Origin of the sequence: Bacillus sp. AR2-1 (assembly GCF_008368755.1) — a bacterium.
Taxonomy (GTDB): domain Bacteria; phylum Bacillota; class Bacilli; order Bacillales; family Bacillaceae_G; genus Bacillus_A; species Bacillus_A wiedmannii.
Map to the genome: position 1 here is coordinate 41,262 of NZ_QORY01000011.1, position 26,049 is coordinate 67,310.

Annotated in this window: 24 protein-coding genes and 1 other annotated feature; of the genes, 18 read left to right on the forward strand and 6 right to left on the reverse strand. The window is 36.6% G+C overall.

Going from position 1 to position 26,049, the window contains the following annotated elements:
- Window positions 1-335: 335 nt before the first annotated feature.
- Window positions 336-515 carry a YjzC family protein gene (locus DT250_RS14170; RefSeq protein WP_000531420.1) on the forward strand — a complete coding sequence of 60 codons (180 nt, stop codon included), beginning with the start codon at window positions 336-338 and terminating at the stop codon, window positions 513-515.
- 199 nt (window positions 516-714) lie between these two features.
- Complete coding sequence (clpB, locus tag DT250_RS14175; RefSeq protein ID WP_048545176.1) at window positions 715-3,315, forward strand: ATP-dependent chaperone ClpB; 2,601 nt, start codon at window positions 715-717, stop codon at window positions 3,313-3,315.
- A 37-nt stretch (window positions 3,316-3,352) separates the two neighbouring features.
- On the opposite strand, the gene DT250_RS14180 is transcribed toward clpB, so the two are convergent.
- A complete protein-coding gene (locus DT250_RS14180; protein ID WP_001211113.1) occupies window positions 3,353-3,535 on the reverse strand; it encodes a YjzD family protein in 183 nt (60 codons plus the stop codon).
- Between the two features lie 156 nt (window positions 3,536-3,691).
- Here DT250_RS14180 and DT250_RS14185 point away from each other — a divergent pair, with 156 nt between their 5' ends.
- The 7 genes from DT250_RS14185 (at window position 3,692) to DT250_RS14215 (ending at window position 9,777) form a co-directional block, all read left to right on the forward strand.
- Complete coding sequence (locus DT250_RS14185; protein ID WP_149213204.1) at window positions 3,692-4,426, forward strand: lipase family protein; 735 nt, start codon at window positions 3,692-3,694, stop codon at window positions 4,424-4,426.
- Between the two features lie 29 nt (window positions 4,427-4,455).
- Complete coding sequence (locus DT250_RS14190) at window positions 4,456-5,328, forward strand: NAD-dependent epimerase/dehydratase family protein (RefSeq protein ID WP_116300189.1); 873 nt, start codon at window positions 4,456-4,458, stop codon at window positions 5,326-5,328.
- Between the two features lie 53 nt (window positions 5,329-5,381).
- Window positions 5,382-5,558: a ComZ family protein gene (locus DT250_RS14195; protein ID WP_001003337.1), complete on the forward strand. Its 177-nt coding sequence runs from the start codon at window positions 5,382-5,384 to the stop codon at window positions 5,556-5,558.
- Window positions 5,559-5,789: 231 nt separating this feature from the next.
- Window positions 5,790-6,722, forward strand: a complete 933-nt coding sequence (fabH, locus tag DT250_RS14200) for a beta-ketoacyl-ACP synthase III (RefSeq protein ID WP_001100551.1) — start codon at window positions 5,790-5,792, stop codon at window positions 6,720-6,722.
- Window positions 6,723-6,753: 31 nt separating this feature from the next.
- Window positions 6,754-7,992 carry a beta-ketoacyl-ACP synthase II gene (gene fabF / locus DT250_RS14205; RefSeq protein ID WP_000412643.1) on the forward strand — a complete coding sequence of 413 codons (1,239 nt, stop codon included), beginning with the start codon at window positions 6,754-6,756 and terminating at the stop codon, window positions 7,990-7,992.
- Between the two features lie 106 nt (window positions 7,993-8,098).
- Window positions 8,099-8,887, forward strand: a complete 789-nt coding sequence (locus DT250_RS14210) for a DUF2268 domain-containing putative Zn-dependent protease (protein WP_149213205.1) — start codon at window positions 8,099-8,101, stop codon at window positions 8,885-8,887.
- Between the two features lie 143 nt (window positions 8,888-9,030).
- Window positions 9,031-9,777 (forward strand): YjbA family protein, encoded by a 747-nt coding sequence (locus DT250_RS14215; protein ID WP_000966116.1) that lies wholly within the window; start codon window positions 9,031-9,033, stop codon window positions 9,775-9,777.
- 279 nt (window positions 9,778-10,056) lie between these two features.
- Here the strand turns inward: DT250_RS14215 and trpS are convergent, their stop codons facing one another.
- Together trpS and DT250_RS14225 are read right to left on the reverse strand one after the other, a co-directional pair.
- Entirely contained in the window at window positions 10,057-11,046 is a 990-nt protein-coding gene (trpS, locus tag DT250_RS14220) for a tryptophan--tRNA ligase (protein WP_000110998.1), read from the reverse strand.
- Between the two features lie 75 nt (window positions 11,047-11,121).
- Window positions 11,122-11,338: a binding site (T-box leader), on the reverse strand.
- A gap of 105 nt (window positions 11,339-11,443) precedes the next feature.
- Entirely contained in the window at window positions 11,444-11,824 is a 381-nt protein-coding gene (locus tag DT250_RS14225; RefSeq protein WP_088062464.1) for a DUF3899 domain-containing protein, read from the reverse strand.
- Window positions 11,825-12,143: 319 nt separating this feature from the next.
- Here DT250_RS14225 and DT250_RS14235 point away from each other — a divergent pair, with 319 nt between their 5' ends.
- From DT250_RS14235 to DT250_RS14255, 5 genes are all read left to right on the forward strand, one after another.
- Window positions 12,144-13,775, forward strand: coding sequence for a peptide ABC transporter substrate-binding protein (locus DT250_RS14235; protein ID WP_000727226.1), 1,632 nt, complete (start codon window positions 12,144-12,146; stop codon window positions 13,773-13,775).
- A gap of 127 nt (window positions 13,776-13,902) precedes the next feature.
- Window positions 13,903-14,832, forward strand: a complete 930-nt coding sequence (opp3b, locus tag DT250_RS14240) for an oligopeptide ABC transporter permease (RefSeq protein WP_000534165.1) — start codon at window positions 13,903-13,905, stop codon at window positions 14,830-14,832.
- Window positions 14,829-15,845: an oligopeptide ABC transporter permease gene (opp3C, locus tag DT250_RS14245; RefSeq protein ID WP_000974096.1), complete on the forward strand. Its 1,017-nt coding sequence runs from the start codon at window positions 14,829-14,831 to the stop codon at window positions 15,843-15,845. Before opp3b ends, opp3C begins: the two co-directional genes overlap by 4 nt.
- Before the next feature lie 18 nt (window positions 15,846-15,863).
- Window positions 15,864-16,907, forward strand: a complete 1,044-nt coding sequence (locus DT250_RS14250) for an ABC transporter ATP-binding protein (protein WP_000854346.1) — start codon at window positions 15,864-15,866, stop codon at window positions 16,905-16,907.
- On the forward strand, window positions 16,900-17,835 hold the full coding sequence (locus DT250_RS14255; RefSeq protein WP_000166340.1) for an ABC transporter ATP-binding protein: 936 nt from the start codon (window positions 16,900-16,902) through the stop codon (window positions 17,833-17,835). The genes DT250_RS14250 and DT250_RS14255 overlap by 8 nt, the downstream gene beginning before the upstream one ends.
- A 145-nt stretch (window positions 17,836-17,980) precedes the next feature.
- On the opposite strand, the gene DT250_RS14260 is transcribed toward DT250_RS14255, so the two are convergent.
- Window positions 17,981-19,426 (reverse strand): MATE family efflux transporter, encoded by a 1,446-nt coding sequence (locus DT250_RS14260; protein WP_149213206.1) that lies wholly within the window; start codon window positions 19,424-19,426, stop codon window positions 17,981-17,983.
- A gap of 352 nt (window positions 19,427-19,778) precedes the next feature.
- Here DT250_RS14260 and DT250_RS14265 point away from each other — a divergent pair, with 352 nt between their 5' ends.
- The gene (locus DT250_RS14265; RefSeq protein WP_149213207.1) at window positions 19,779-21,425 is read left to right on the forward strand and encodes a peptide ABC transporter substrate-binding protein; all 1,647 of its coding nucleotides are present in this window, start codon (window positions 19,779-19,781) and stop codon (window positions 21,423-21,425) included.
- 27 nt (window positions 21,426-21,452) lie between these two features.
- Here DT250_RS14265 and DT250_RS14270 read toward each other — a convergent pair whose 3' ends face one another.
- On the reverse strand, window positions 21,453-21,656 hold the full coding sequence (locus DT250_RS14270; protein ID WP_000559978.1) for a hypothetical protein: 204 nt from the start codon (window positions 21,654-21,656) through the stop codon (window positions 21,453-21,455).
- A 594-nt stretch (window positions 21,657-22,250) separates the two neighbouring features.
- On the opposite strand from DT250_RS14270, the gene spx reads away from it, so the two are divergent.
- Complete coding sequence (spx, locus tag DT250_RS14275) at window positions 22,251-22,646, forward strand: transcriptional regulator Spx (protein ID WP_000258267.1); 396 nt, start codon at window positions 22,251-22,253, stop codon at window positions 22,644-22,646.
- Between the two features lie 49 nt (window positions 22,647-22,695).
- Here the strand turns inward: spx and DT250_RS14280 are convergent, their stop codons facing one another.
- Entirely contained in the window at window positions 22,696-23,370 is a 675-nt protein-coding gene (locus DT250_RS14280; RefSeq protein ID WP_060489329.1) for a TerC family protein, read from the reverse strand.
- Window positions 23,371-23,712: 342 nt separating this feature from the next.
- Between DT250_RS14280 and mecA the strand changes: the two genes are divergently transcribed.
- Window positions 23,713-24,396 (forward strand): adaptor protein MecA, encoded by a 684-nt coding sequence (gene mecA / locus DT250_RS14285; RefSeq protein WP_000350711.1) that lies wholly within the window; start codon window positions 23,713-23,715, stop codon window positions 24,394-24,396.
- 72 nt (window positions 24,397-24,468) lie between these two features.
- Window positions 24,469-26,013, forward strand: coding sequence for a cardiolipin synthase (locus DT250_RS14290; protein ID WP_000799209.1), 1,545 nt, complete (start codon window positions 24,469-24,471; stop codon window positions 26,011-26,013).
- Window positions 26,014-26,049 lie beyond the last annotated feature (36 nt).

A 26,049-nucleotide genomic window follows, 5' to 3' on the forward strand; every position in this document is an offset into this window, starting at 1 on the left:
TGGAAATTAAGAAAAGTCAACGTCTTTTTAGAAAGTTCAAACAATGTTTCTTTCATTATGTACAAATTGTGAAAAGGGTTACATTGCTCGTATGATGAGGCTTATAATGAACATGTAATCTTCTCGTATATGTTTGACTCTCCTTTGAAGCTAGCCTATAGTAGGTTGGTTTCTTTTTTTTCTACAAATAGGAAAGAAATCCCTTCCTAAGCTTGTGTCATTCATGTATATGTACAAGAACGAAATGTAGTACTTGTTTCCTAAACATGACAGAAAAGCTTTCTTTTAAAATGGATATACTAATGAGGCAAAGACGTCATGGAAGGAGAATGGAAATGGGACAAAATCGCAGGTTTCGTTCTGGACAAAAAGCGCCAAACGATGGTATTTACGTAGAAATTGGTGAAACAGGAAGTATGGTAAAAGATCCGCAAATGGTGAAATTAACTGCGGGTGAAAAGTTTCCAGATAACGCGAATCATAACCGTCAGTGGACATATAAAAGAAAACCGTAACAGGAGCCGCAATCATTATTGCGGCTTTTTTGTCGTTACGCATTGCGTATATTTTTTCAGTTGTATAATGAATGTTCCCTTTTTCTTTTTCCAATAATAAGTTTGAAAATACATAAGCAAAATTATTGTATAAAAAAGTAAGTTGGCGTATAATCAAATCAAAGGTCAAAGAAAGTCAAACATTTGGAGGACTGTAAAGATGGACTTAAATCAAATGACAACAAAAACACAAGAGGCGATTATGAGTGCCCAATCTTTAGCGGTATCTCATCATCATCAAGAAGTAGATACTGTTCATCTCTTGTTTACATTATTAGAAGAGCAAGATGGATTAGCAGTGCGTATTTTTCAAAAAATGAATGTCGATATAGAAGCGTTAAAGCAAGGCGCCGAAAGTTTAATTAAGAAAAAGCCTTCTGTAACGGGAAGCGGTGCAGAAGTAGGAAAATTATATATAACAGGTGCTCTGCAACAACTACTTGTAAGAGCAGGAAAAGAAGCAGAGAAATTGCAAGATGACTACATTTCAGTTGAACATGTATTGCTTGCTTTTTCAGAAGAAAAAGGCGATATAAATCAATTACTTACAAGATTTCACATTACAAAAGATAACTTATTACAGTCTTTAATGACAGTTCGGGGGAATCAAAGAGTGACTAGTCAAAATCCAGAAGCAACTTATGAAGCGTTAGAAAAATATGGTCGTGATTTAGTGGCGGAAGTGAGAGCAGGGAAAATTGATCCTGTTATCGGTCGCGATAGTGAAATTCGACGTGTAATCCGCATTCTTTCACGTAAAACGAAAAACAATCCGGTTTTAATTGGTGAACCCGGTGTTGGTAAAACAGCAATCGTTGAAGGATTAGCACAGCGTATTGTGAAGAAGGATGTACCAGAAGGATTAAAAGATAGAACAATCTTCGCATTAGATATGAGTGCGCTTGTAGCTGGAGCGAAATTCCGTGGTGAGTTTGAAGAGCGTCTGCAAGCTGTATTAAATGAAATTAAAAAGAGTGAAGGTCGCATTTTATTATTCATTGATGAACTTCACACAATCGTCGGCGCTGGTAAAACAGAAGGTGCGATGGACGCAGGAAATATGTTAAAACCGATGCTTGCGCGTGGTGAACTGCATTGTATCGGGGCGACAACGTTAGATGAGTATCGTAAATATATTGAGAAAGATCCAGCGCTAGAAAGACGTTTCCAACAAGTATTAGCAGAAGAACCAACTGTTGAAGATACAATTTCCATTTTACGTGGTTTAAAAGAGCGTTTTGAAATTTATCATGGTGTAAATATTCATGACCGCGCGATTGTAGCAGCATCCGTTTTATCAGATCGATATATTTCGGATCGTTTCTTACCAGATAAAGCGATCGATCTTGTTGACGAAGCGTGTGCAACAATTCGAACAGAGATTGATTCTATGCCAACAGAATTAGATGAAGTAACGCGCCGCATTATGCAGCTGGAAATTGAAGAAGCGGCTCTTGGAAAAGAGAAGGACTTTGGTAGCCAAGAACGCCTGAAAACGTTGCAACGTGAATTATCGGATTTAAAAGAAGTTGCAAGTGGTATGAGAGCGAAATGGGAAAAAGAAAAAGAAGATATTCATAAAGTGCGTGACTTACGTGAACATTTAGAGCGTCTGCGCCGTGAATTAGAAGAAGCAGAAGGTAATTACGATTTAAATAAAGCAGCGGAACTTCGTCACGGGAAAATTCCTGCAATTGAAAAAGAGTTAAAAGAAGCAGAAGAAATGGGTGCACATAATAAACAAGAGAATCGCTTATTACGTGAGGAAGTAAGTGAAGAAGAGATTGCTGATATTGTTTCACGCTGGACTGGTATTCCTGTCGCAAAACTCGTTGAAGGTGAACGCGAGAAATTACTACGCTTAGAGCAAATTTTATCAGAGCGTGTCATCGGACAAGAGGAAGCGGTAAGCTTAGTATCAGACGCAGTTCTTCGTGCACGCGCTGGTATTAAAGACCCGAACCGTCCAATTGGTTCCTTCATCTTCTTAGGACCGACAGGTGTTGGTAAAACAGAACTTGCAAAAACGTTAGCGCAGTCTTTATTTGATAGTGAAGAGCAAATGATTCGTATCGACATGTCTGAGTATATGGAGAAACATGCTGTGTCACGCTTAATTGGTGCGCCTCCTGGATATGTTGGATATGAAGAGGGCGGTCAATTAACAGAAGCGGTAAGACGTAAACCGTATTCAGTTATTTTGTTAGACGAAATCGAAAAAGCACATCCAGAAGTATTCAACATTTTATTACAAATGTTAGATGATGGACGCATTACAGATTCGCAAGGACGTACAGTAGACTTTAAAAACACGGTTATTATTATGACTTCAAATATTGGATCTGCTCATTTGTTAGATGGATTAGAAGCAGATGGCTCAATTAAAGAGGAATCAAGAGAACTTGTAATGGGGCAATTAAGAGGACATTTCCGACCAGAGTTTTTAAACCGTGTCGATGAAATTATTTTATTCAAACCTCTTACAACGAATGAAATTAAAGGTATTGTTGATAAAATTGTAAAAGAATTACAAGGTCGTTTAGCTGACCGTCATATTACAGTAGAATTAACAGACGCAGCGAGAGAATTTGTTGTAGAAGCTGGCTTTGATCCGATGTACGGAGCTCGTCCATTAAAACGATATGTACAGCGTCAAGTTGAGACGAAATTAGCGAGAGAATTAATTGCAGGAACAATTACTGATAACAGTCACGTAGTTGTTGATGTAGAAAATAACGAATTAGTCGTTCATGTAAAGTAAAATAAAAAAGAGTTCGGATAAAATCCGGACTCTTTTTTTAGTGTTGTTCTACTGGCTCGTTTGGAATTGTAGCTGAAATTGCTAGTACTAATACCGCAAGAACAACTGAGAAAATAGACGCTTGGTTAAAATCGTATGTACCGCCAGTCATAGAGCCGATTACGTAGCTCATCATATGTACAAGCGCGAACGACCAAATTAATGCCCAAATGAAACGCATATTTTACACCTCTATTCGTTCAATCTGTCCTTATTGTAACACAATTGAAAAAAGAATATAGAAAAATATTTGTAGATTTTTCAACGCAAATTTGCATTCCGTTCATACATTATAGAAGAGTACTTTTATACGTTTAGAAAATAAGGCGGGGGAAAAATGAGTATTACGGAACGTTTTTTTTATTTAGAAAAAGAACCATGTGTCATTTATTTACCGGAGAAGCCAAATGGATTTTCTGTTATGCTTCTCGGTGATTATAACTACTTTATTGAGAATGGTACAAGTTTATGGACACAGCATGCAGGTAGATCTTATTTTTTACATGGCCTTATTGAGGAAGGCTACACGGTCTTTTCCTCTAATTTATACGGAAGACATTGGGGAAACGACCAATCTGTTCGTCTAGCAAAACGTTTATATGACGTTGTTTTGAGAAAAGAGACATTAAATGCGAAAATGCACATTATGGCAGATGGTATGGGTGCACTTGTAGCACTTGAAATGATGAACAAATACCCTGAATGTATACGCTCTGTCATTATGTTAAATCCATGTTTAGATTTACCAGAATATGTGGAGTTTGAAAAAGAGCATAAGTTTTTTTACAAAAGATTAGTGAAGGAATTAAGTTTGGCGTATGATTCCAAAGAAGAAGAATTAGAATCCAAAATAAATAAGAAATCATTTACGCTTCTTCCGTCTTGTGTACCTGTTAAAGTTTTCGTATCAACACAAGAAAAAAGAGGAAGAAAACAGTTGTTACGTAAATATGAGAAAATGAGGCAATTCAATGAATGCGATACTTCTGTCTTATTCCATCTGCAAGATGTGAAATATAAAATGGTTAGGCAAACGACTGATTTCTTTAAAAAATATGAAGAAGAATTGTGAAGCTCCCATATACATAAATGAGGAGCTATTTGTTTCAAGGAGAAAGGGTTGGTGGTATGGAGCGCGTGCTAATTATAGGTGCACTTACGTTTGTAGGTTATCACCTTGTGAATAAAATGATTGCAGAAGAAGTAGAAGTGTACGGTCTTGATTTTGATGAATTCGAGAATATGAAAAAAATTAATGAAGAGAAGTTATTGTTGATTGGACGAAATGCGTTATTTACGTATTATTCGATAAGAGATGAAGATGGATGGAGATCAGTAGAAGGAGAGAAGTTCGATACGGTTTACTTTTGCTTGTATGAGCCAAATCAACAAAGTGGTTTTCGGAATGAAAGAGTTATATTACAGTATTTAAAGCGGATTATAAGACTGTGTGCAGAACAGAAAGTGAAGTTAAATCTAATTTCTTCTATTGAAGTAGGAAACGCAGATGAATCTGAAAATAAACGTTTATTTTTGAAAGTGGAAGAAGGATTGAAAAAAGGAGAGGCACCATATAGTGTATTTCGAGTTCCTACATTATATGGGCCATGGCAACCATCTTTTATGATGTATCATCAGCTCATTTTATCAGAACTGGATGAGAAAGAGTGCCATTATGCGAGCGAGGAAAATGGAAGTGATCTATTGTACGTGGAAGATGTATGTGAATACTTATGGGAAAATGGAATGAACGAGGAGCATCTCGGCATATACAATTTACTTAGTGGTAAAAAGTCATTATGGAAAAAAGGTATGAGCCTTTTACGTGCAGCGGATAAAGTGAATAAAAAGAATGAGGAAGAACGAAATGATGCTGTCGAGGTTATTTCGATAAAAAGAAATACCCCGTTAGAATACGGTTTAAATAAACAATTGGCACATATGAAAAAATATAAAGAGTTATACGAAGGATAGCGAGCGTGTTACACTATGTATGTGAAAGTTTTAATGGAGAGGAAGAACATAATATGAATGAGAAAAGCATGCAATTTTTACAAATCGCAATGAAGCATTTACCAGAAGCAAAGGCCATCTTAGATTCGAATGGAATTGCGCTTGATATGGAGAAAGCACAACCAGTATTAGAGTTATTGATGAAAGTTATGAACGAAGCATATGAGCTTGGGAAAGCAGATAAAGAATAAAACCTTCTTTTTTGGAAGGGAAGAGAGGCTCGAACCGTGGATAGAAGCGGTTCGGGCCTTTTTATATTTCAAAAGAAACAGGAAAGGTATGTTTCTGTTTCTTTTAATAAACAATAAAGTGAATAATGCTGGATTTATGTTTTAGCTGAAATATATTCTAGACAAAAATACATTTATGTTTTAAAATTAGTACCAAGTCATAATAATTGATATAAAACGGAGGGCTGCGATGTGAACGTGGGCATTTTAGGGATCGGAAGATATGTGCCAGAAAAAGTAGTCACAAATCACGATTTAGAGAAAATCGTAGATACATCTGATGAATGGATTCGTACGAGAACGGGAATTGCAGAAAGACGCATTGCCGATGATACAATAGATACTTCATATATGGCGGTAGAGGCTTCTAAAAAAGCACTTGAAGATGCCGGGATTAGCGGAGAGGATATCGACCTGATTTTAGTGGCAACAGTAACACCAGATCGAGCATTCCCAGCAGTAGCTTGTGTCATTCAAGAAGCCATTGGCGCAAAACACGCAGCCGCAATGGATTTAAGTGCAGCGTGTGCTGGTTTTATGTACGGAATGATTACAGCGCAGCAATTTATTCAAACGGGAACTTATAAAAATGTATTAGTAGTTGGTAGTGATAAACTATCTAAAATTGTAGACTGGAATGATCGAAATACAGCAGTACTATTTGGAGACGGAGCCGGTGCTATCGTAATGGGGGCGGTTTCAGAAGGAAGAGGCGTTCTATCTTTCGAATTAGGAGCAGACGGAAGCGGCGGTAAGCATCTTTATCAAGACGAGTATGTTATGATGAACGGCAGAGAAGTCTTTAAATTTGCTGTTCGCCAACTTGGTGATTCCTGTCTTCGCGTGTTAGAAAAAGCGGGACTTACGAAAGAGGATGTGGATTTTTTAGTACCACATCAAGCGAATATTCGTATTATGGAATCTGCAAGAGAGAGATTAAATTTACCACAAGAAAAAATGAGTATGACAATTGAAAAGTTTGGTAATACATCAGCTTCTTCAATTCCAATTGCAATGGTAGAGGAATTGCAAAATGGACGTATTCAAGATGGTGATTTAATTATACTTGTTGGTTTCGGCGGCGGATTAACATGGGGAGCAGTTGCTCTTCGTTGGGGTAAATAAGGACTGAGAGAAAAAAAGGAGTGTATTTTGTATGGAGAAAAAGAGGGTCGTAATTACAGGACTAGGAGCTGTTACACCGATCGGAACAGATGTTGAAACAGCGTGGGAAAACATTAAAAAGGGTGTATCTGGAATCGGACGACTTACAAGAATTGATCCGGAACTGTTTCCAGCAAAAGTAGCAGCAGAAATTAACGACTTTGAAGTCGAGAAATATATTGATAAAAAAGAAGCGCGCCGTATGGATCGCTTTACACAATATGCAGTAGCAGCAGCGAAAATGGCAGTTGCAGATGCAAAGCTTGAAATTACAGAAGAAAACGGACCTCGAATTGGTGTATGGATTGGTTCTGGTATTGGCGGTATGGAAACATACGAAGAACAATTTAAGATTTTTACTGAGAAAGGTCCGCGCCGCGTGAGCCCATTCTTCGTACCAATGATGATCCCAGATATGGCAGCAGGTCAAGTATCGATCGCAACAGGAGCAAAAGGAATTAACACTTGTTCTGTAACGGCTTGTGCATCTGGTGCAAACTCAATTGGTGATGCATTTAAAGCAATTCAACGCGGTGATGCTGATGCAATGATAACAGGCGGAGCAGAAGCGCCGTTAACAAGTATGGCATTTGCAGGATTTAGTTCAGCGAAAGCATTAACATTTAATGAAGATCCAGCAACAGCTTGCCGTCCATTTGATAAAAACCGTAGTGGTTTCGTAATGGGTGAAGGTTCAGGTATTTTAATTCTCGAAGAATTAGAGCACGCATTAGCTCGTGGTGCTCACATTTATGCGGAAATCGCTGGTTACGGTGCAACTGGTGATGCATTCCATATTACAATGCCGGCTCCTGGCGGTGAAGGCGGCGTGCGTGCAATGCGTCAAGCTTTAGCAGATGCAGGTCTACAGCCAGAAGATATTGATTACATTAATGCGCACGGTACAAGTACGGATGCGAATGAAAAGTATGAAACGATGGCAATTAAAGAAACGTTCGGTGAGCATGCGTACAAAGTAGCAATTAGCTCAACGAAATCAATGACAGGTCACTTATTAGGAGCAGCTGGTGCTGTTGAAGCGATCTTCTCAATTAAATCAATTACAGACGGAGTAATCCCTCCAACAATTAACTATGAAACACCAGATCCAGAATGTGACTTAGATTACGTACCGAATAAAGCGAGACAACAAGAAGTAAATGCAGTATTAAGTAACTCACTGGGATTCGGTGGTCATAACGCAGTATTAGTATTTAAATCGTATAAGTAATAGATGAGATAAGGAGTTTTTTCGCACTATATTGCGAAAAAACTCCTTATTTATTTTTACGTCTTTTTCTCCTTTTGCATATACATAAGAAAAAGGAGGGATAAAGATGGGGATTGTTGAAACTGCTGAGTGGTTACATCTATATTATGGACGGCCAGAAAAGCTGTGTGAAAAGTTTACGAAGTATATCCCGCTGCCGAAAGAAAGGTTGTATCGCTTTTTAATTTCTAAAGGTATGTACCGCCCAGTTATAAGAGGAGAACAAGAAGTTAAAGAGTTAGAGAAAAAGGAAGTTTGGAAAGAGTTACGTACGGAGTATGAGAAACTGAAAACCTGGTTAAAAGGTCCAGATGTCCCTGTCTTTATTTTATTATCAGATTCCTATAATCGAACTGTACAAGAAGAGTATAACGGTAGGGCTGGATTATCTATGCGTCACGTTATTTTCTTATTCGTATGTGGACGGAATTCGGTGGAAGAATTAAAGGTGTTATTGGCGCATGAATATCATCACATATGTAGGTTACATCAAATTGAAACGAAAGAAACAGAATATACATTACTTGATACGATGATTATGGAAGGGCTAGCTGAGCAAGCGGTAACGGAAAGATATTCAGAAAAAAACAATGCACCGTGGACGATGTATCTTTCAAAAGAAGAGGCTATTTATTATTGGAAAAATGTTGTACATGAAAGAATAAGTATAAAACGAGGAACAAGGGAGCACGACATCCTATTAAATGGATTTCACTCTTATCCAAAGATGCTTGGCTATGCGCTTGGATTTCATATTGTCAAAGATTGTGTAACATTGGAAGGGGAAGATACACTTTCTTTATTATCTATAGATGCAAAAGAAATATTGAATAAAGCAAATACATTTCATATATAAAAAACAGGAGCTCTATTTCCTGTTTTTTTTAGTATTAATAGAAGAAAAAATAATAATTAGAATATATTTCCTTAGGTGGAATAAAGTTAAGAAAAATTGAACATAATGATTGATACAAACAGTAGTGAAGTGAGGGGTAGTGAATGTTATATCTACATGATGTATGGGTAAATTGGTTTGAAGGTGAAGAGAATGGGTATAACGTTTGTCATTTTTACGAATGGCGGAAAGATGATACGATTGAGCTATTAGATCAAGTGCCATTATTAAAAGTAGATGCCACATTATATCATTACATCGAGGACGAATTGTTAGAGCTTCCGCAAAAATTGTTGGAAGACGTACATCATAAGGCATATATTCGTAAAAATCATGAACGTTTGCAGCAAGAGTATTGCTTTGTTGTTACAGATGGAAAAGGAATTATTGCGATTGACACAATTGGTTACAATGTACCAATTCGAAAGAGCAGACTTATACCGCGCCAAGAGCAGATGGTATATGAGATGGTAGAAAACGTACAAGCAGAAAAGTATGAGTTCCAAGTAGAAGAAATGGAAAAAGAACATCATATTTTATCACCATCACCTTTCATTATGAATGGCTTAACTCGTAAAGAAAGACAGCTGAAACAATTATTATTTATGGCGTTAGATCAATTACATACAACGAAAAACACAGCAGAAATTCGCTATTGGTTCACAGAGTGGGATCCATCAGCATACGGAATGGTTCAACATATGGAATTTGAAGATATTTGGGCTAAACTGTATGATGAAGCGAAAACAGGCTGGTCTGAGAAGCACGAACAATTATGCGAGCGTCTCGTAAAAGGACAGCCATTTTTTGAAAAGTTATGGGAAATGGAAAACGAGCAAAAGGTAAATTAAAAAAACCGCCAATTGGCGGTTTTTTTAATTTGTTGTAACTTAGCTCCAGCGGCAAGAATGTTCGGTGGCTTCGCGCCTTCCTGCGAGGCAAAAAGCGCCTCTACGTCAGGAGCTCCATCCCCCTCACATTCTAAGCGAGCCGCTTCCGCTTTATAAGAAATCCAGCTCCGGCTCCTAGCCCTTCGCGTCTAAGAACCTTCCCCACGAGAAGGTAAAAAGCACCTTCTGTGGGAAAGAACCTTAGCCGTCAGGGCTAAACAGTCGCCTCCGCTTTATATGTTACCTACGTTTTCTGCTTAGTCCCATTGCGTTTTCTACTTTGCGTAGTTGTTTGAATGCAACGCGGTTTGCTTTTTCTGCACCTTTGTCTAGAATTTCGTCTAGTTCTGGTGAGTTGATTAGTTCGTTATATTTGTCTTGGATTGGACGAATTGCTTCTACGACTACTGCTGCTAGGTCGCCTTTGAAGTCTCCGTATCCTTTTCCTTCGTACATTGCTTCTATTTCTTCAACTGTTTTTCCAGAGAATGAAGAGTAGATTGTTAATAAGTTAGAGATTCCAGGTTTGTTTTCTTTATCAAATTTCACGATACCTTCAGAATCAGTTACAGCACTTTTAATTTTCTTTTCAATTGTTTTTGGTTCATCAAGCATACTGATCATTGCTTTTGGATTCGGATCAGATTTACTCATTTTTTTCGTAGGTTCTGTTAATGACATAACGCGAGCTCCTACTTTTGGAATACGAATTTCAGGAACAGTGAACACTTCACGGAAGCGTTTGTTGAAACGCTCTGCTAGGTCGCGTGTTAATTCCATATGTTGTTTTTGATCATCACCAACAGGTACGATTTCAGTGTTGTAAAGTAAAATATCAGCCGCCATTAATGGTGGATACGTTAGTAATCCAGCTGGAACTGAATCTCTACCAGAAGATTTATCTTTATATTGCGTCATACGCTCTAATTCTCCAACGTAAGCAACTGATTGCATAATCCATCCTAGTTGAGCGTGTGCTGGTACTTCTGATTGTACAAATAAAGTAGCTTTTTCAGGATCGATGCCGCATGCTACATAAAGTGCAGCAAGACTGCGGATGTTTTTACGAAGTTGTACGGGATCTTGAGGTACTGTAATCGCATGTTGGTTTACAATACAGAAATAACAGTCGTGTTCATTTTGAAGCTCTGTAAATTGCTTCATAGCTCCTAAATAGTTTCCAAGTGTAATCGTTCCACTCGGCTGAATACCAGAAAAGATAACTGACATAAGTAATTCCTCCTAAATTTGAATGCGTGATAGGGAAGAGAAGGCAAACAAAAAAGCCCATTCATCCCAAAAAACTATAGGGACGAATGGACCGCGGTACCACCCTAATTATTTCACTACTGTGAAATCTCTCTAATCCATAATAACGTTTGGATATAACGCCAAAGCCTACTACTTTCGGTTCGGTTTGGTGCTCAAAAGCCCATTCCACACTGCGCAATTACTTGTTCACACCAGCCACAAGCTCTCTGAAATTGCCTCAATATGTACTCTTCTTTATCATCGCATACATATAAATTTATTTATTGTTACCTGAGCTCTTTTAATATGAAAGAACTAAAGTTTTATAACAAAATGTTTTGCTGATTATTATATCATATGGGATAGTGTTTGCAAACTACATCAAAATAGTAAAGCTAATGAGGGTTGAGAACAGCCCAAGAACGATACCTGTAATACAAATTGGATACGTCCATTTGAATGAATATGTTTTATAAATACGTTCTTTCTTATCGACAGGTTCCTCTGCTTCTTCAATTAAAGAGTCAATTTTTTTGTTCGTACCAAACACTCTTTGAAAGGCGTAAATTGTTACGTTAAAAAATCCATTTTGAAATATGAATAAAAAACCGCCGACAAGAATAAAAAATAGTGCGGCATAAAACGATATATTGACAAAATTCAACAAAAATCGCGATGAAACGAGGATTGCGCCAATACTAGAAGCGATTATCGCTATGAAAATTAGTATACAAGTATGAAAAAAAACTTTATTCAAAATGTTCCCCTCCGTCAAAATATTACTAGAATTATTATACTATAAAAGCTATAATATGTACTAGAATTAATTTTTTGAAAATTATACGCAATTAAAGGTCTGATTTTAAGATGATGGTAGCAATGTTAACGTATCCCTTTACAAAAAAGTAAAAAAATAAATATTTTATTAAAAATTTTAACAAAAAAACAAAAAACTATATTCACAATTGTTATATTATATGTATAATGAAAATTGTAGAAACTTGGAGATTATTCTTTCAATTCTACTTTTTTACAAGTGAGGGTACAGGAAGTGCAATTAGGGGAGGCAACACAACATGAAGAAAAAGATACCGTTATTACTTGCATCGACGTTGACTGTCAGTATGTTAGGAGCTTGTAGTTACCAAAAAGAGGATAATAAAGCAGGCGCAAAAGAAAAATCCTCAAACAAGCAAGTGTTAAATCTAACCGAGACAGCTGAAATCCCAACTATGGATACGACGTTATCAACAGATGCAGCATCTTCTAACATCATGAATAACACAATGGAAGGATTATATCGTCTGGGGAAAGACGATAAGCTTGTTCCAGGTGTCGCTAAATCTTATGAGAAATCAGAAGATGGCAAAAAGTATGTATTTAAGTTGCGTGAAGATGCGAAATGGTCTAATGGTGAACCTGTAACAGCGAAAGACTTCGTTTATTCTTGGCGAAGAGCTGTAGATTCAAACACGGGTGCCAAGTTTGCTTACATACTATTTGATGTTAAAAATGCGGAGAAAGTTAACAAAAAAGAATTACCAGTTGAAGAACTTGGTGTAAAGGCAATTGATGATCATACACTTGAAGTGGAATTAGATAACCCTGTTCCTTATTTTGTAAGTTTAACAGTCTATCCAACATTGTATCCTTTGAATGAGAAGTTTGTAACAGAACAAGGAGCAAAATTTGGATTAGAATCCAATACGACACTTTATAATGGTCCATTCGTATTAAATGAATGGAAGCATGAACAAAGTTTCCAACTTAAGAAAAATCCAACGTATTGGGAAAATAAAGAAGTAAAACTTGAGGAAATAAACTTCAATATTGTTAAGGATCGTTCAACTGCTATAAATTTATATGAAACGAAAGCAATTGATCGTGTAGTCTTAACATCAGAGTTTGTAGACAAATACAAATCAGATGCTGACTTTAAAACGATTAAGAGACCATCTACACAATTTATTCGCTTAAATGAAAAGAATAAATTTTTAGCAAATAAAAATATCCGAAAAGCAATTGCAATGTCCTTTGAGCGTGAAAATATCGGGAAAGTTATCTTAAACGATGGTTCAGAGGGGATATATGGTTTTGTTCCGAAAGGCTTAGCAAAAGGTCCGAATGGAAAAGACTTCCGTGAAGAAAACGGAAAGCTTATAAAAGAGGATATTAAAGAAGCTCAAAAATACTGGGAAGCTGGTAAAAAAGAACTTGGTGTAGACAAAGTAGAGTTAGAGCTATTAAACTTTGATACTGATGATGCTAAAAAAATCGGAGAGTATTTAAAAGGCCAATTTGAAAAGAACTTACCAGGTTTAACAGTTTCAACAAAAATGCAGCCATTTGCACAAAAATTAAAACTTGAAGCAAGTGGAGATTACGCAATGTCATACGCGGGATGGAGTCCAGATTATATGGATCCAATGTCATTCCTTGAAATGTATACGACAGGTAATGCGCAAAACAAAGTAAATTACGCAAATGCAGCGTATGATGATTTAATTAAAAAAGCGAAAACAGAAGTTGATGTACAAGCTCGCTGGGATGCATTATTACAAGCAGAAAAACAACTGCTTGAAGATGCAGCGATTGCTCCAGTATATCAACCAGGAAAAGCTTATTTACAACGTGGCTCAATTACTGGCCTATTAGAACATAAATATGGCGGAGAATTTAGCTATAAGTGGGTTGAACTAAAAAACTAAAAATGGTTTCCATCATGAATAAGGGTATATGCCTATGATGGGCGTATGCTCTTATTTTAAAAAAATAAAAGTAAGAATATTTTAAACTATCTTATTGCTTTTGAGAAAAACGGGGAGGTGCTTGACTATGGGACGTTATGTATTAAAACGTTTCGTGTACATGGCTTTGACATTATTTTTAATTACTACACTGACTTTCTTTTTGATGAAATTACTTCCGGGTTCTCCGCTTAAAAACCAGGAGAAACTATCACCGGCACAAAAAGAAATCATTCTTGAAAAATATGGCTTAAATGATCCAGTACCAGTTCAATATGCACGTTACTTAGGTAACTTAGCAAAAGGTGATTTAGGGGTATCATTCCAATATGATAACCGTCCAGTAACAGATATGATTGTAGATCGCATTGGACCATCAGCACAACTTGGTTTACAAGCGATTATATTAGGAACATTTATCGGTTTAATTTTAGGAATCGTTGCGGCACTTCGTAACAATACGTGGGTCGATTATGGGGCGACAATTATTTCCGTACTCGGGATGTCGGTACCATCGTTCGTATTCGCCGCATTACTACAATATTTCGTAGGGGTAAAACTTGGGTGGTTCCCAGTAGCATTCTGGAAAGGACCAGAGTTTACCGTAATGCCTACAATCGCTTTATCGATGGCAGTTATCGCAACAATCGCACGTTTTGCTCGTGCAGAGTTAATTGAAGTTATGCAAGCTGATTACATTTTAACAGCGAAAGCGAAAGGAATTAGCCAAGGCGTTATCATTATTAAACATGCACTTCGTAACGCGTTAATTCCAGTAGTAACAATTTTAGGACCAATGGTTGCAGGTTTAATTACAGGGACATTAGTTATTGAGCAAATTTATGCTGTACCAGGACTAGGGGAACAGTTCGTTAAATCTATTACAGTGAATGACTATACAGTTATTATGGGAACTACAATTTTCTATAGTGCGATTTTCATCTTAGTTATTTTCATTGTCGATATTTTATACGGAATTATTGATCCTCGTATTCGTTTAGCGGGAGGGAAAAAATGATGAAAGATGTACAAAAATTATCTCCAGATTTATTTCAACAAGCCAATCAAAATAATGTTGATAATGAAGTCATTGCCCGTCCAAGCTTAACGTTTTGGCAAGATGTAAGAAGACGTTTGTTCCAACATAAAGGAGCAATGTTCGGTTTCGTTTTATTAGCGCTTATTATATTACTAGCAATCTTAGGACCGATGGTAAGTAAGCATTCTTATAAAGAGCAAGACTTAGGTCGTGCGAAATTACCACCGAAAATTCCTGTTATTGAAAATGTTCATTGGCTACCATTTGACGGTACGGATCAATATGGTGTTGACCAATATGAAAAACGTGATATTAAAGAGTATTTCTGGTTTGGTACAGATGATCTTGGCCGCGATTTATGGACAAGAACATGGGAAGGTACGCGTGTATCATTATATATCGCTCTTTTAGCAGCGGCGATTGACTTAGTAATTGGGGTTGCTTATGGAGGTATTTCAGCGTTCTATGGCGGTAGAGTAGATAATATTATGCAACGTGTTATGGAGATTATTAACGGTATTCCATACTTAATCATCGTTATTTTAATGGTAATCATTATGGGATCTGGTATATGGTCAATTACACTAGCAATGGCGATTACAGGTTGGATAGGGATGTCACGTATCGTTCGTGGACAAATCCTGAAATTAAAAAATCAAGAATATGTATTAGCATCTCGTACATTAGGTGCAACAAATACACAATTAATTGTAAAACACTTAATCCCGAACGTAATGGGACCAATTATCGTAATGACAATGTTTACAATTCCAACAGCAGTGTTTGGTGAGGCGTTCTTAAGCTTCATCGGTTTAGGTATTCAGCCACCATTCGCATCACTTGGTTCTCTTGTAAATGACGGTTATAAATCAATTCAAACGTATCCACATATGATGTTCATCCCAGCGGTTGTCATCAGTATGTTAATCTTAGCATTCAACTTAATGGCAGACGGATTACGCGACGCGTTAGATCCAAAAATGCGTAAGTAAAAGAGGGGAGAAGTAAAAATGAAAACATTGCTAGAGGTAAAAGATTTGCAAGTCTCCTTTGATACACATGCAGGTGAAGTACAAGCTGTACGCGGTGTTACTTTTGATTTAAAAAAAGGAGAAACATTAGCGATTGTAGGAGAATCTGGTTCTGGTAAATCAGTTACTTCTAAAGCGTTAATGGGATTAATTCCGAATCCTCCAGGGCGTATTAAAAACGGTGAAATCGTATTTGAAGGTCGTGACTTAACGAAACTGACAGAAAAAGAAATGCAGCAAGTGCGCGGGAAAGATATCGCGATGATTTTCCAAGATCCAATGACATCATTAAATCCAACGATGACAATTGGGAATCAAATTATGGAAGGTCTTATTAAACACCAAGGGATGAGTAAAGCAGACGCACGTAAAGTTGCGTTAGAATTAATCGACCTTGTAGGTATTCCGAATCCAGAAGCGCGTTTAAAACAATATCCTCACCAATTCTCAGGTGGTATGAGACAGCGTGTAGTTATTGCGATGGCGTTAGCTTGTAACCCGAAATTATTAATTGCCGATGAGCCGACAACAGCGCTAGACGTTACAATTCAGGCGCAAATTTTAGAGCTTATGAAGGACATTCAGCAAAAAACAGAAGCGGCAATCATTTTCATTACACATGACTTAGGTGTAGTGGCAAACGTTGCGGACCGCGTAGCAGTTATGTACGCAGGTAAAGTTGTTGAAATTGGAACGGTTGATGAAATTTTCTACAATCCAAAACATCCATACACTTGGGGCTTAATCGCATCTATGCCAAGTTTAGATGGTTCAGAAGAAGAGTTATACGCAATCCCTGGAACGCCTCCAGATTTATTAAAGCCGCCAAAGGGAGATGCTTTTGCACCACGTAATCCACAGGCATTGAAAATTGATTTTGAAATGGACCCACCTTTATTTAAAGTAAGTGATACACACTATGCGGCAACTTGGTTACTTCACGAGCAAGCTCCAGAAGTAAAACCACCGGCAGTCGTTGAAAAACGCATTCTTCAAATGAAAGCAGGTGAACAACATGACTAAACAACGTGAGAAATTAATTGAAGTAAAAAATGTAAAACAGCACTTCGACGTGAGTGGTGGTGTTGTCAAAGCGGTTAATGATATTTCATTTGATATTTACCGCGGAGAAACATTTGGTCTTGTAGGAGAATCAGGTTGTGGTAAATCGACAACTGGAAGAACGATTATTCGTTTATATGATGCAACTGCTGGTGAAGTGTTGTTCGATGGTGAAAATGTACATGGTAAAAAATCACGTGCAGAGCTGAAGAAATTCAACCGTAAAATGCAAATGATTTTCCAAGATCCATATGCATCATTAAACCCTCGTATGACAGTAGGGGATATTATTGCAGAAGGTATTGATATTCACGGACTAGCAAAAGGCAAAAAAGAGCGTATGGACCGTGTTCATGAATTATTAATCACAGTTGGTTTAAATAAAGAGCACGCAAACCGTTTCCCGCATGAATTCTCAGGTGGACAACGTCAACGTATCGGTATCGCTCGCGCACTTGCTGTAGAGCCTGAATTTATCATTGCCGATGAGCCAATCTCAGCACTTGACGTATCAATCCAGGCGCAAGTTGTAAACTTACTGAAAAAGTTACAAAAGGAAAAAGGTTTAACATACTTATTCATTGCCCATGATTTATCAATGGTAAAATACATTAGTGATCGCATCGGCGTAATGTACCGTGGTCAAATCGTTGAGCTAACAACAAGTGAAGAGTTATATGCGAATCCAATTCATCCATATACGAAATCACTATTATCAGCAATTCCGCTTCCAGATCCAGATTATGAGCGCAATCGTAAACGTATCGTATACGATCCATCTCAGCATGATTATGCTAGTGAAGCACCAACAATGCGTGAAATTCGCCCAGGACATTTCGTATTATGTTCTGAAGCAGAGTATAAGAAATATAAAGAGATTTATCAATAATAAAAAAGCCAATCTTCCGTTAAGGAAGATTGGCTTTTTTCTACTATATAATAGATTTGTCAACATTTCTCGGTAAGTCGATATATTTAAAGAATCGCAGATATAAGTTTCCTTTACGAATGACTACACCTTAATTAAACGAGTATTACTGTGCCTGAACAGAAACAATTTCCTCTTGTTCTTCAGGTTTAACGAGTGCATAACGTTCCCACGCCCTACTTTTCCAGCGGAAGAACATAATAATGGCACGTGTCCATTCATCAATAGCAATCGCTAACCAAATACCAACGAGCCCCATATCTAAATGGAAGGCGAAAAAGTAACCGAGTGGTAAACTCATTAACACCATAGAGAATGCTCCGATCAAAACTGGGTACTTTGCATCACCAGCTGCGCGAAGTGAATTGATAATGACGATATTCATCGTACGTCCCGTTTCAAGTAGCACACTTAGTAAAAGAACTGACGCACCTAACTTAATAATGTGCGGATTATCTGTAAATAGTCCCATTAATTGTGTACGGAATGTAACGACGAGAGCGACCATACATAAAGTGACGCCAATTGCCCATTTTACACTTTTCCATACGCGTTCATACGCTTCATCTTTTTCACCACCGCCAACGAGGCGTCCGATAATAATGGCTGTTCCCATACCGATCGCAATCGCGAATAAATAAGTGAACATAGAAATGTTCGTAGCGTATTGTCTAGCCGCTAATGATTCCGTTCCTAAGTATGTTGCATAGTATAAGAAGACAATTTGGCAAGCTTGATACATAACCTGCTCAAATGCAGATGGAATCCCGATTTTTAAAATTTTTCCGATGTATTCCTTTGATAAGGTGAAGTAATATTGTAATTTCACACGGTATTCCATAACGCGGTACAGTAACCAGAAGAAAACGATAAGTGCGATAAGTCGGCTGACAGCAGAAGAAATGGCAGCCCCTTGTACACCGAGTTCTGGGAAACCAAATTTCCCGAAAATGAGTACGTAGTTTCCAGCGATATGAATAATATTCATTCCAAGTGAAATAAACATCGCTTGCTTTGTGAAGCCGTGTACGCGGATAATTGCGGCTAATGAATTAATAATAGCTTGAAGGAAAATAGCGCCTCCGACGATGGATAAATAGTTTTGCGCATACATGAGTACATCGCCTTGTAAGTTCATTGCCATCATCATATGTTTTGAAAATAAAAGAAAACCAGCGCTTATAATGAGTCCGACCACTAAATTTAATGTGACGGCTAAAGCTGATATTTTAGATGCTTCCATAAAACGTTTGGAACCGAGGTATTGAGATACGACGATAGCTGCGCCGTTCCCGATGACTTCTAGTACCAAAATAGCGATATGGAGATATTGATTCGCTGCACCAACCCCAGATACAGCATCGTCTGATAATGCACTTAACATGAAAGTATCAGCGATCCCCATTAACATAAATAGAAAAACTTCTAGAAAAATAGGCCATGTTAATAAGAATAAACTTAATTTCTCTGTCGGCCCGTTTTTTGCCTGAATTGCTGCCATGTCCGTCCCCTCTTTACCGATATCTATTTTTAGCAAAGTGTATCGTAACATACTTTCTTATCCTTTGCACTCATTTTAACCTACATATCTTTATTATGAAGGGAGCGCTATTTTATGATAAAAAGAGAAGGATAATTATGCGGAAAGTATTATGGGATATAAAATTTATTTTTCTCTGATAATTTGGAAAAATATAAAAATATTCATTTTCAACACTTTAGTAAGGATAATCAGCAATATGAAACGTTTACAAAGGTATATTTTTTAACAGAAAATTTTAATAAAATAGAAATATAAATATACAAAAAATATATTTGTGTGTATAATATGAATTGTTAGAACATATATATATTTCTATTTGTTTGAAAATGAAAGGGCTAACATTTTTGTGGAGGGTGGAAGTATGAAAAAAAAGATGCCAGTTTTTGTAGTATCAACAGTAGCGATGAGCATGATGTTAGGGGCATGTAGCTACCAAAAAGATGAACCGCAAGCGAACGCAAAAGGGGATAGCGGGAAAAGCGGTGCGAAGCAAGTTATTAATCTAACAGAAGTGTCTGAAATTCCGACAATGGATACAACACTTGCCTCGGATGCTGCTTCTTCAAAAGTTATGAATAATACGATGGAGGGGCTATATCGACTTGGGAAAGGCGATAAGTTAGTTCCAGGTGTAGCGAAATCCCATACGAAATCTGAAGATGGTAAAAAATATACATTTAAATTGCGTGAAGACGCTAAATGGTCGAATGGTGATCCTGTAACAGCAAAAGATTTTGTATATGCATGGCAAAGAGCTGTTAACCCTGATACGGCAGCGAAATCAGGATATATCATGCTAGATGTGAAAAATGCAGAGAAAATTAATAAAAGAGAGCTATCACCAGATCAATTAGGTGTAAAAGCGATAGATGATTATACATTAGAAGTTGAATTGGATAATCCAGTTCCATATTTTCTTGATTTAACGGTGTATCCACTATTTTTCCCATTAAATGAGAAGTATATGAAAGAACAGGGACAAAAATTTGGTTTGGAAGCAAATACAACTTTGTATAACGGTCCATTTGTATTAAATGAATGGAAACATGAACAAAGTTTCCAATTAAAGAAAAGTCCAACCTATTGGGATCAAAAAGAAGTGAAGTTAGAAGAAGTTAATTTTAATGTTGTAAAAGATACAGGAGCAGCTGTTAATTTGTATAATACGAATGCGATTGACAGGGTAGGTTTATCAGCGGAATTAGTTGATAAGTATAAAGGGCAAAAAGATTTTAAAACAATTAATGATCCAACTGTGTTCTTCTTGCGTTTTAATCAAAAAAATCCAGCGTTAGCTAACAAAAATATTCGTAAGGCTATTTCTAGTGCATACGATCGAGATGGTATTGGTGAGGTTATTTTAAATAATGGTTCTAAGGGAGCTTATGGTTTAGTACCATCTGATTTTGTTAAGGGACCAGATAAGCAGGATTTCAGAAAAGAAAATGGAAAAATTTCGAAAGTAGATGTGAAGGAAGCTAAAAAATTCTGGGAGGCAGGAAAGAAAGAATTAGGTAAGGATAAAATAGAACTAGAATTTTTAAACTTTGATAATGAAGAATCTAAGAAAATTGGTGAGTATGTAAAGGGAGAATTAGAAAAGAATTTACCAGGTCTGACAGTAACGATTAAAATGCAACCATTTGCACAAAAATTAAAACTTGAAGATAGTGGACAGTTTGATATTTCATTTACTGGATGGGGACCTGATTTCCCTGATGCAATCACATTCCTTGATATGTTTATAACAGATGGTTCACAAAATAAAATGAGCTATTCTAATGCCCAGTATGATGACCTTATTAAAAAGGCAAAGCAAGAAGGTTCAGATGTAAAAGGACGTTGGAATGACCTGTTAAAAGCGGAAAAAATCTTATTTGAAGATGCAGCAATTGCACCAGTATTTCAACGCGGTAGATCTATATTAGAAAGAGAAACAATTAAAGATGTATATATCCACAAATATGGCGGCGAATTAAGTTTTAAGTGGGCATCTGTAGAAAAATAAAAAAAGCAGGCTAACCGCCTGCTTTTTTTAATACGTACGTTTCTTATAAATACCTTTCCCGCCAACTTGGTTCCAGCCGGATTGTACATCCAAACTTTTATTAACAAACTTCATCTTTTCTTTACCGCCAAAGAGTTTTTCACCAATGCTATTTGTAATGACACCAATCAATGCTGTGATTCCGATGATGAGGGCAGCAACAGTGACAAAATCAATAAAAAAAGCAATCATTTGCAAATTCCCCCTTTGCCTGTCTGTATGTTTATTGTATGAGATAAAAGATAAAAAAGAAAGAAATGTCAGAAAAATAATTGATTTATTTTAGAAATCGTATAGACATGGATGAGGATGTTTGTTAAAATGAGAACAAATGTTCCTTTCAATTCTCACTTGTATAGTCTTACATTTCTTAATTGATTTATGAAGAAAAGGTAAGAAAATGTTCTCTTTTTCATAGAGAAGATTATGGGGAAATAACTGTATATCACATGAAAAATCTATGACAAGCCAGTATTAAGAGGGTTGAAGGTTATTGTTAAATTACAGCTGAAGTGAGTGTGATCATGTTACATAGCAGTGGAATACACGGAAGAGTTTTCTCAATTAGAAGGAAATTTACTGTATATTTCTTGCAAAATCTATTGTATAATGATTATAGAAGTTACTTATTAAAAGTAATTGTTGTTTGCTCAAAGTTGTTGCTTACATGAAATGAGATTTTTTGCACTTTGTTATAAGACAAGGTATCGTAAAAAATTGCTGAATTTAGAAATTTAAACTGTAATTAGTACAGAATTTGTACTCTTTAAGGAGAGTGAGCTTTGTATGGTAACATTATATAGTTCTCCAAGCTGTACGTCTTGTAGAAAGGCGAAATTATGGCTAGAGGAAAATCATATTCCTTATACAGAACGTAATATTTTCTCAGATCCATTAACGATTGAGGAAATTAAAGAGATTTTACGTATGACAGAAAGCGGAACGGATGAGATTATTTCTACTCGTTCGAAAGTTTTCCAAGAATTAAATGTAAACTTAGAGTCTTTACCACTTCAAGATTTATATAAGATGATTCGTGACTATCCAGGGATTTTACGTCGTCCAATTATGATTGACGAGAAGCGCCTTCAAGTAGGTTACAATGAAGACGAAATCCGCCGTTTCTTACCACGTACAGTAAGAACGTTTCAATTACGTGAAGCACAGCGTCTTGTAAATTAATTATAATAATATGAAAACCTTCTACCTATTATATAGTAGAAGGTTTTTTTTAATGTTTCACATTTCGTAATCGAACTTGTTGCACGATAATACCGATGCATAGAACAGTGAAAATGAATAAGAAAGGCATGTTTGTGGTGAAATTTGGATTATTATGAAAGAACGTTGCAAGCCTGTCTTCATGTGTAACCATTTTTCCTGCTGTATAGGCGAGAATCGCTGCTCCGCAATAAATGAGGAATGGAAAGCGTTCCATAAGTATTAAAATAAGTTTGCTGCCCCAAATAATAATCGGGATAGAAATGAGTAAGCCGATTATTACGAGTAAAAATCTTCCGTGAGCTGCACCTGCAATGGCAATAACGTTGTCAAACCCCATAACGAGATCTGCGAATACAATTGTACGCACAGCTTGAAATAAAGTTGTTTTCCCCTGAATAGCAGAAAGATCGTTGCTATTATCAGTTAGTAAATTTACTGCAATTAATGTAAGTAAAACGCCCCCGATAAGTTGTAGAAATGGAATGTCGAGTAAATAGACAGCTAGTATAGTAAGGATAATTCTTAGAACGATTGCTAAAAGAGTACCAATCAAAATGGCTTTATTTCGTTTCGATTCAGGTAAATTTCGGCTAGCTAGTGCGATGACGATTGCGTTGTCACCACCTAATACAACATCGATACCGACAATCATTAGTACAGATGTTAAAAATTCTAAGTCCATTCGTCTGCCTCCATTTATAATGTTTTAATAAGCGAACTGTATGTATGTGGTGAAGAGAGAGACTAAATCACCTTCTCTAATAAAAGTTTCACTTTATTACAGTGTACGGGGGAGGGTGGAAATGTATGTCCAAATTTTTCATGAGTGAGAAATCGCTATAATGATATATTTGTGTAGATGGTCGAATAAAGATAGGCATATAACTATTTTTGTAAAATAAATCGATTTTATTTCCATTCTGGAGAATCTTATCATAAAATGAGAGTACAAGAATCTATTGATTTGTCATATGAGTGGGGAATCCCTTCATAACAATTCTAAGCAGGAAGGGAGAGTTGTATTTTGGATATTGAAAGAATTAATGACCATACGATGAAATTTTTTATTACGTACATTGATATAGAGGATAGAGGGTTTAATCGTGAAGAAATTTGGTATGACCGCGAACGAAGTGAAGAGCTCTTTTGGGAGATGATGGACGAAGCTCGTGATCATGATGATTTCTTTATTGATGGACCGTTATGGATTCAAGTGCAAGCAGTCGATAAAGGGATTGAAGTACTTGTAACGAAAGCAGAGCTTTCAAAGGATGGACAAAAGCTAGAACTACCAATAGGTGTAGATAAAATTATAGACATTCCTCTAGATGAAGGCATTGAATCATTATTCCAGCAAGAATTAGTGGAAGAGGTAGAGGAACAAGCAGGAACAAACTTTAACGAAGATGGTACGTTTGGATTTTTAATTAAATTTAATGATTTTGAAGATGTCATTTCATTAAGCCACCGTCTTATCTTTGAAGATATAAAAGATGAGCTGTATTCATTTGAGAACCGCTATTATGTATATGTGGAATTCGATGAAGTGCTACATGATGAAGAAGAAATTGATCGTATTTTAAGTATTGTTTTAGAATACGGAGAAGAATCAACTTTAACAATTCATCGTGTAAGTGAGTATGGGAAACAAATTGTGAAAGAGCATGCGCTTGAAACAATTCGCAATAATTTTCCTGCTAAAACGTAGGCCGATTTCTGTAGTATGAAATCGGCTTTTTATATGAAGAATAGGAAAGCTTTCTTAGTAAGGAGGTAAGAGATGAAAAATACGTTAAAGTTGATTTTCTTTGTTTTACTATTGTTCGCGTTATTTGTTTCGTTACGTATGTTTATTGATGTAGCATTTTATTCGGATGTAATTGGTATAAAAGATGTTTCGATTTTAGGTATTATTAGTATTTTATTTACGGTATCTGCATTTTTAATTGGCTGCGTTATTTTCTTAGAGAACCGTCATCCGTCTAAAACACTTACATGGCTCATTGTGTTAGGTATTTTTCCGGTATTTGGATTCTTCGCTTATTTATTATTTGGACAGAACTTTCGGAGGAAGAGAATGTTCCAAAAGAAGGCGTTGCTCGATGAACAAGCATTTTTACAATATAAAGGGCATGAAGATTACGAAGAACGGATTTTGCGCAATCATAAGCACCAAGAGCTGTTATTTCGTTTAGCGGACCGCTTAGGCGCTTTAAATATTTCATTTCAAACTGAAACGAGAACATTAACAAATGGAGATGAAACGTTTCAGGCCATTTTAGATGGATTAAAACGAGCGAAACACCACATTCATATGGAATATTACATTGTGCGTGATGATAAGCTTGGAACAGAAATTAAAGATATTTTAATACAGAAATCAAAAGAAGGTGTTGTCGTTCGTTTTTTATATGATGCGGTTGGAAGTTTTAGATTATCGAATTCATATATTGAAGAATTGAATGATGCAGGAGTAGAAATGATTCCGTTTTTCCCTGTGCGCTTTCCGATTTTAAACGATAAGATTAATTATCGAAACCACCGGAAAATCGTTATTATTGATGGAAATGAAGGATTTGTCGGTGGATTAAATATTGGTGATGAATATTTAGGGAAGGATAAATATTTCGGTTTTTGGCGAGACACGCATTTATATTTGCGTGGTGAAGCTGTTCAAAGCTTGCAACTTATTTTCCTTCAAGATTGGTTTTATATGACTGGTGAGGCTGTGTTGGCCCCTGAATATTTACAAGCGAAAGCAGTTGAGGGTGATCATTGGGGAGGCGTACAGCTCGTTGCAGGTGGACCAGATAATAAATGGGAAACAATTAAACATTTATACTTTGCCATGATTTCATCTGCACGGAAATCAATTTGGATTGCGACGCCGTATTTCATTCCAGATGATGATATTTTATCCGCATTAAAGGTAGCTGCACTTGCTGGTATTGATGTCCGTTTGTTAATGCCGAGTAAGCCTGATAAGCGCACCGTCTTTTACGCATCGAGATCGTACTTCCCAGAGCTTTTAGATGCAGGGGTAAAGATATATGAATACGAAAAAGGCTTTCTTCATAGTAAAGTTGTCATTGTCGATTCTGATTTAGCTTCAATTGGGACTGCTAATATGGATATGAGAAGTTTTCATTTGAACTTTGAAGTAAATGCCTTTTTATATGATACAGACAGCATTCGAAAACTTGTTCAAGATTATAAAGAGGATATAGAAGAATCAAGTGAAATTCATGTCGATCGTTTTCATAAAAGGCGTCTTCATAGACGAATTGTTGAATCGACGTATCGATTATTATCACCTTTATTATAAAAAGAGATGTCCGAAATTGGGACATCTCTTTTTTAA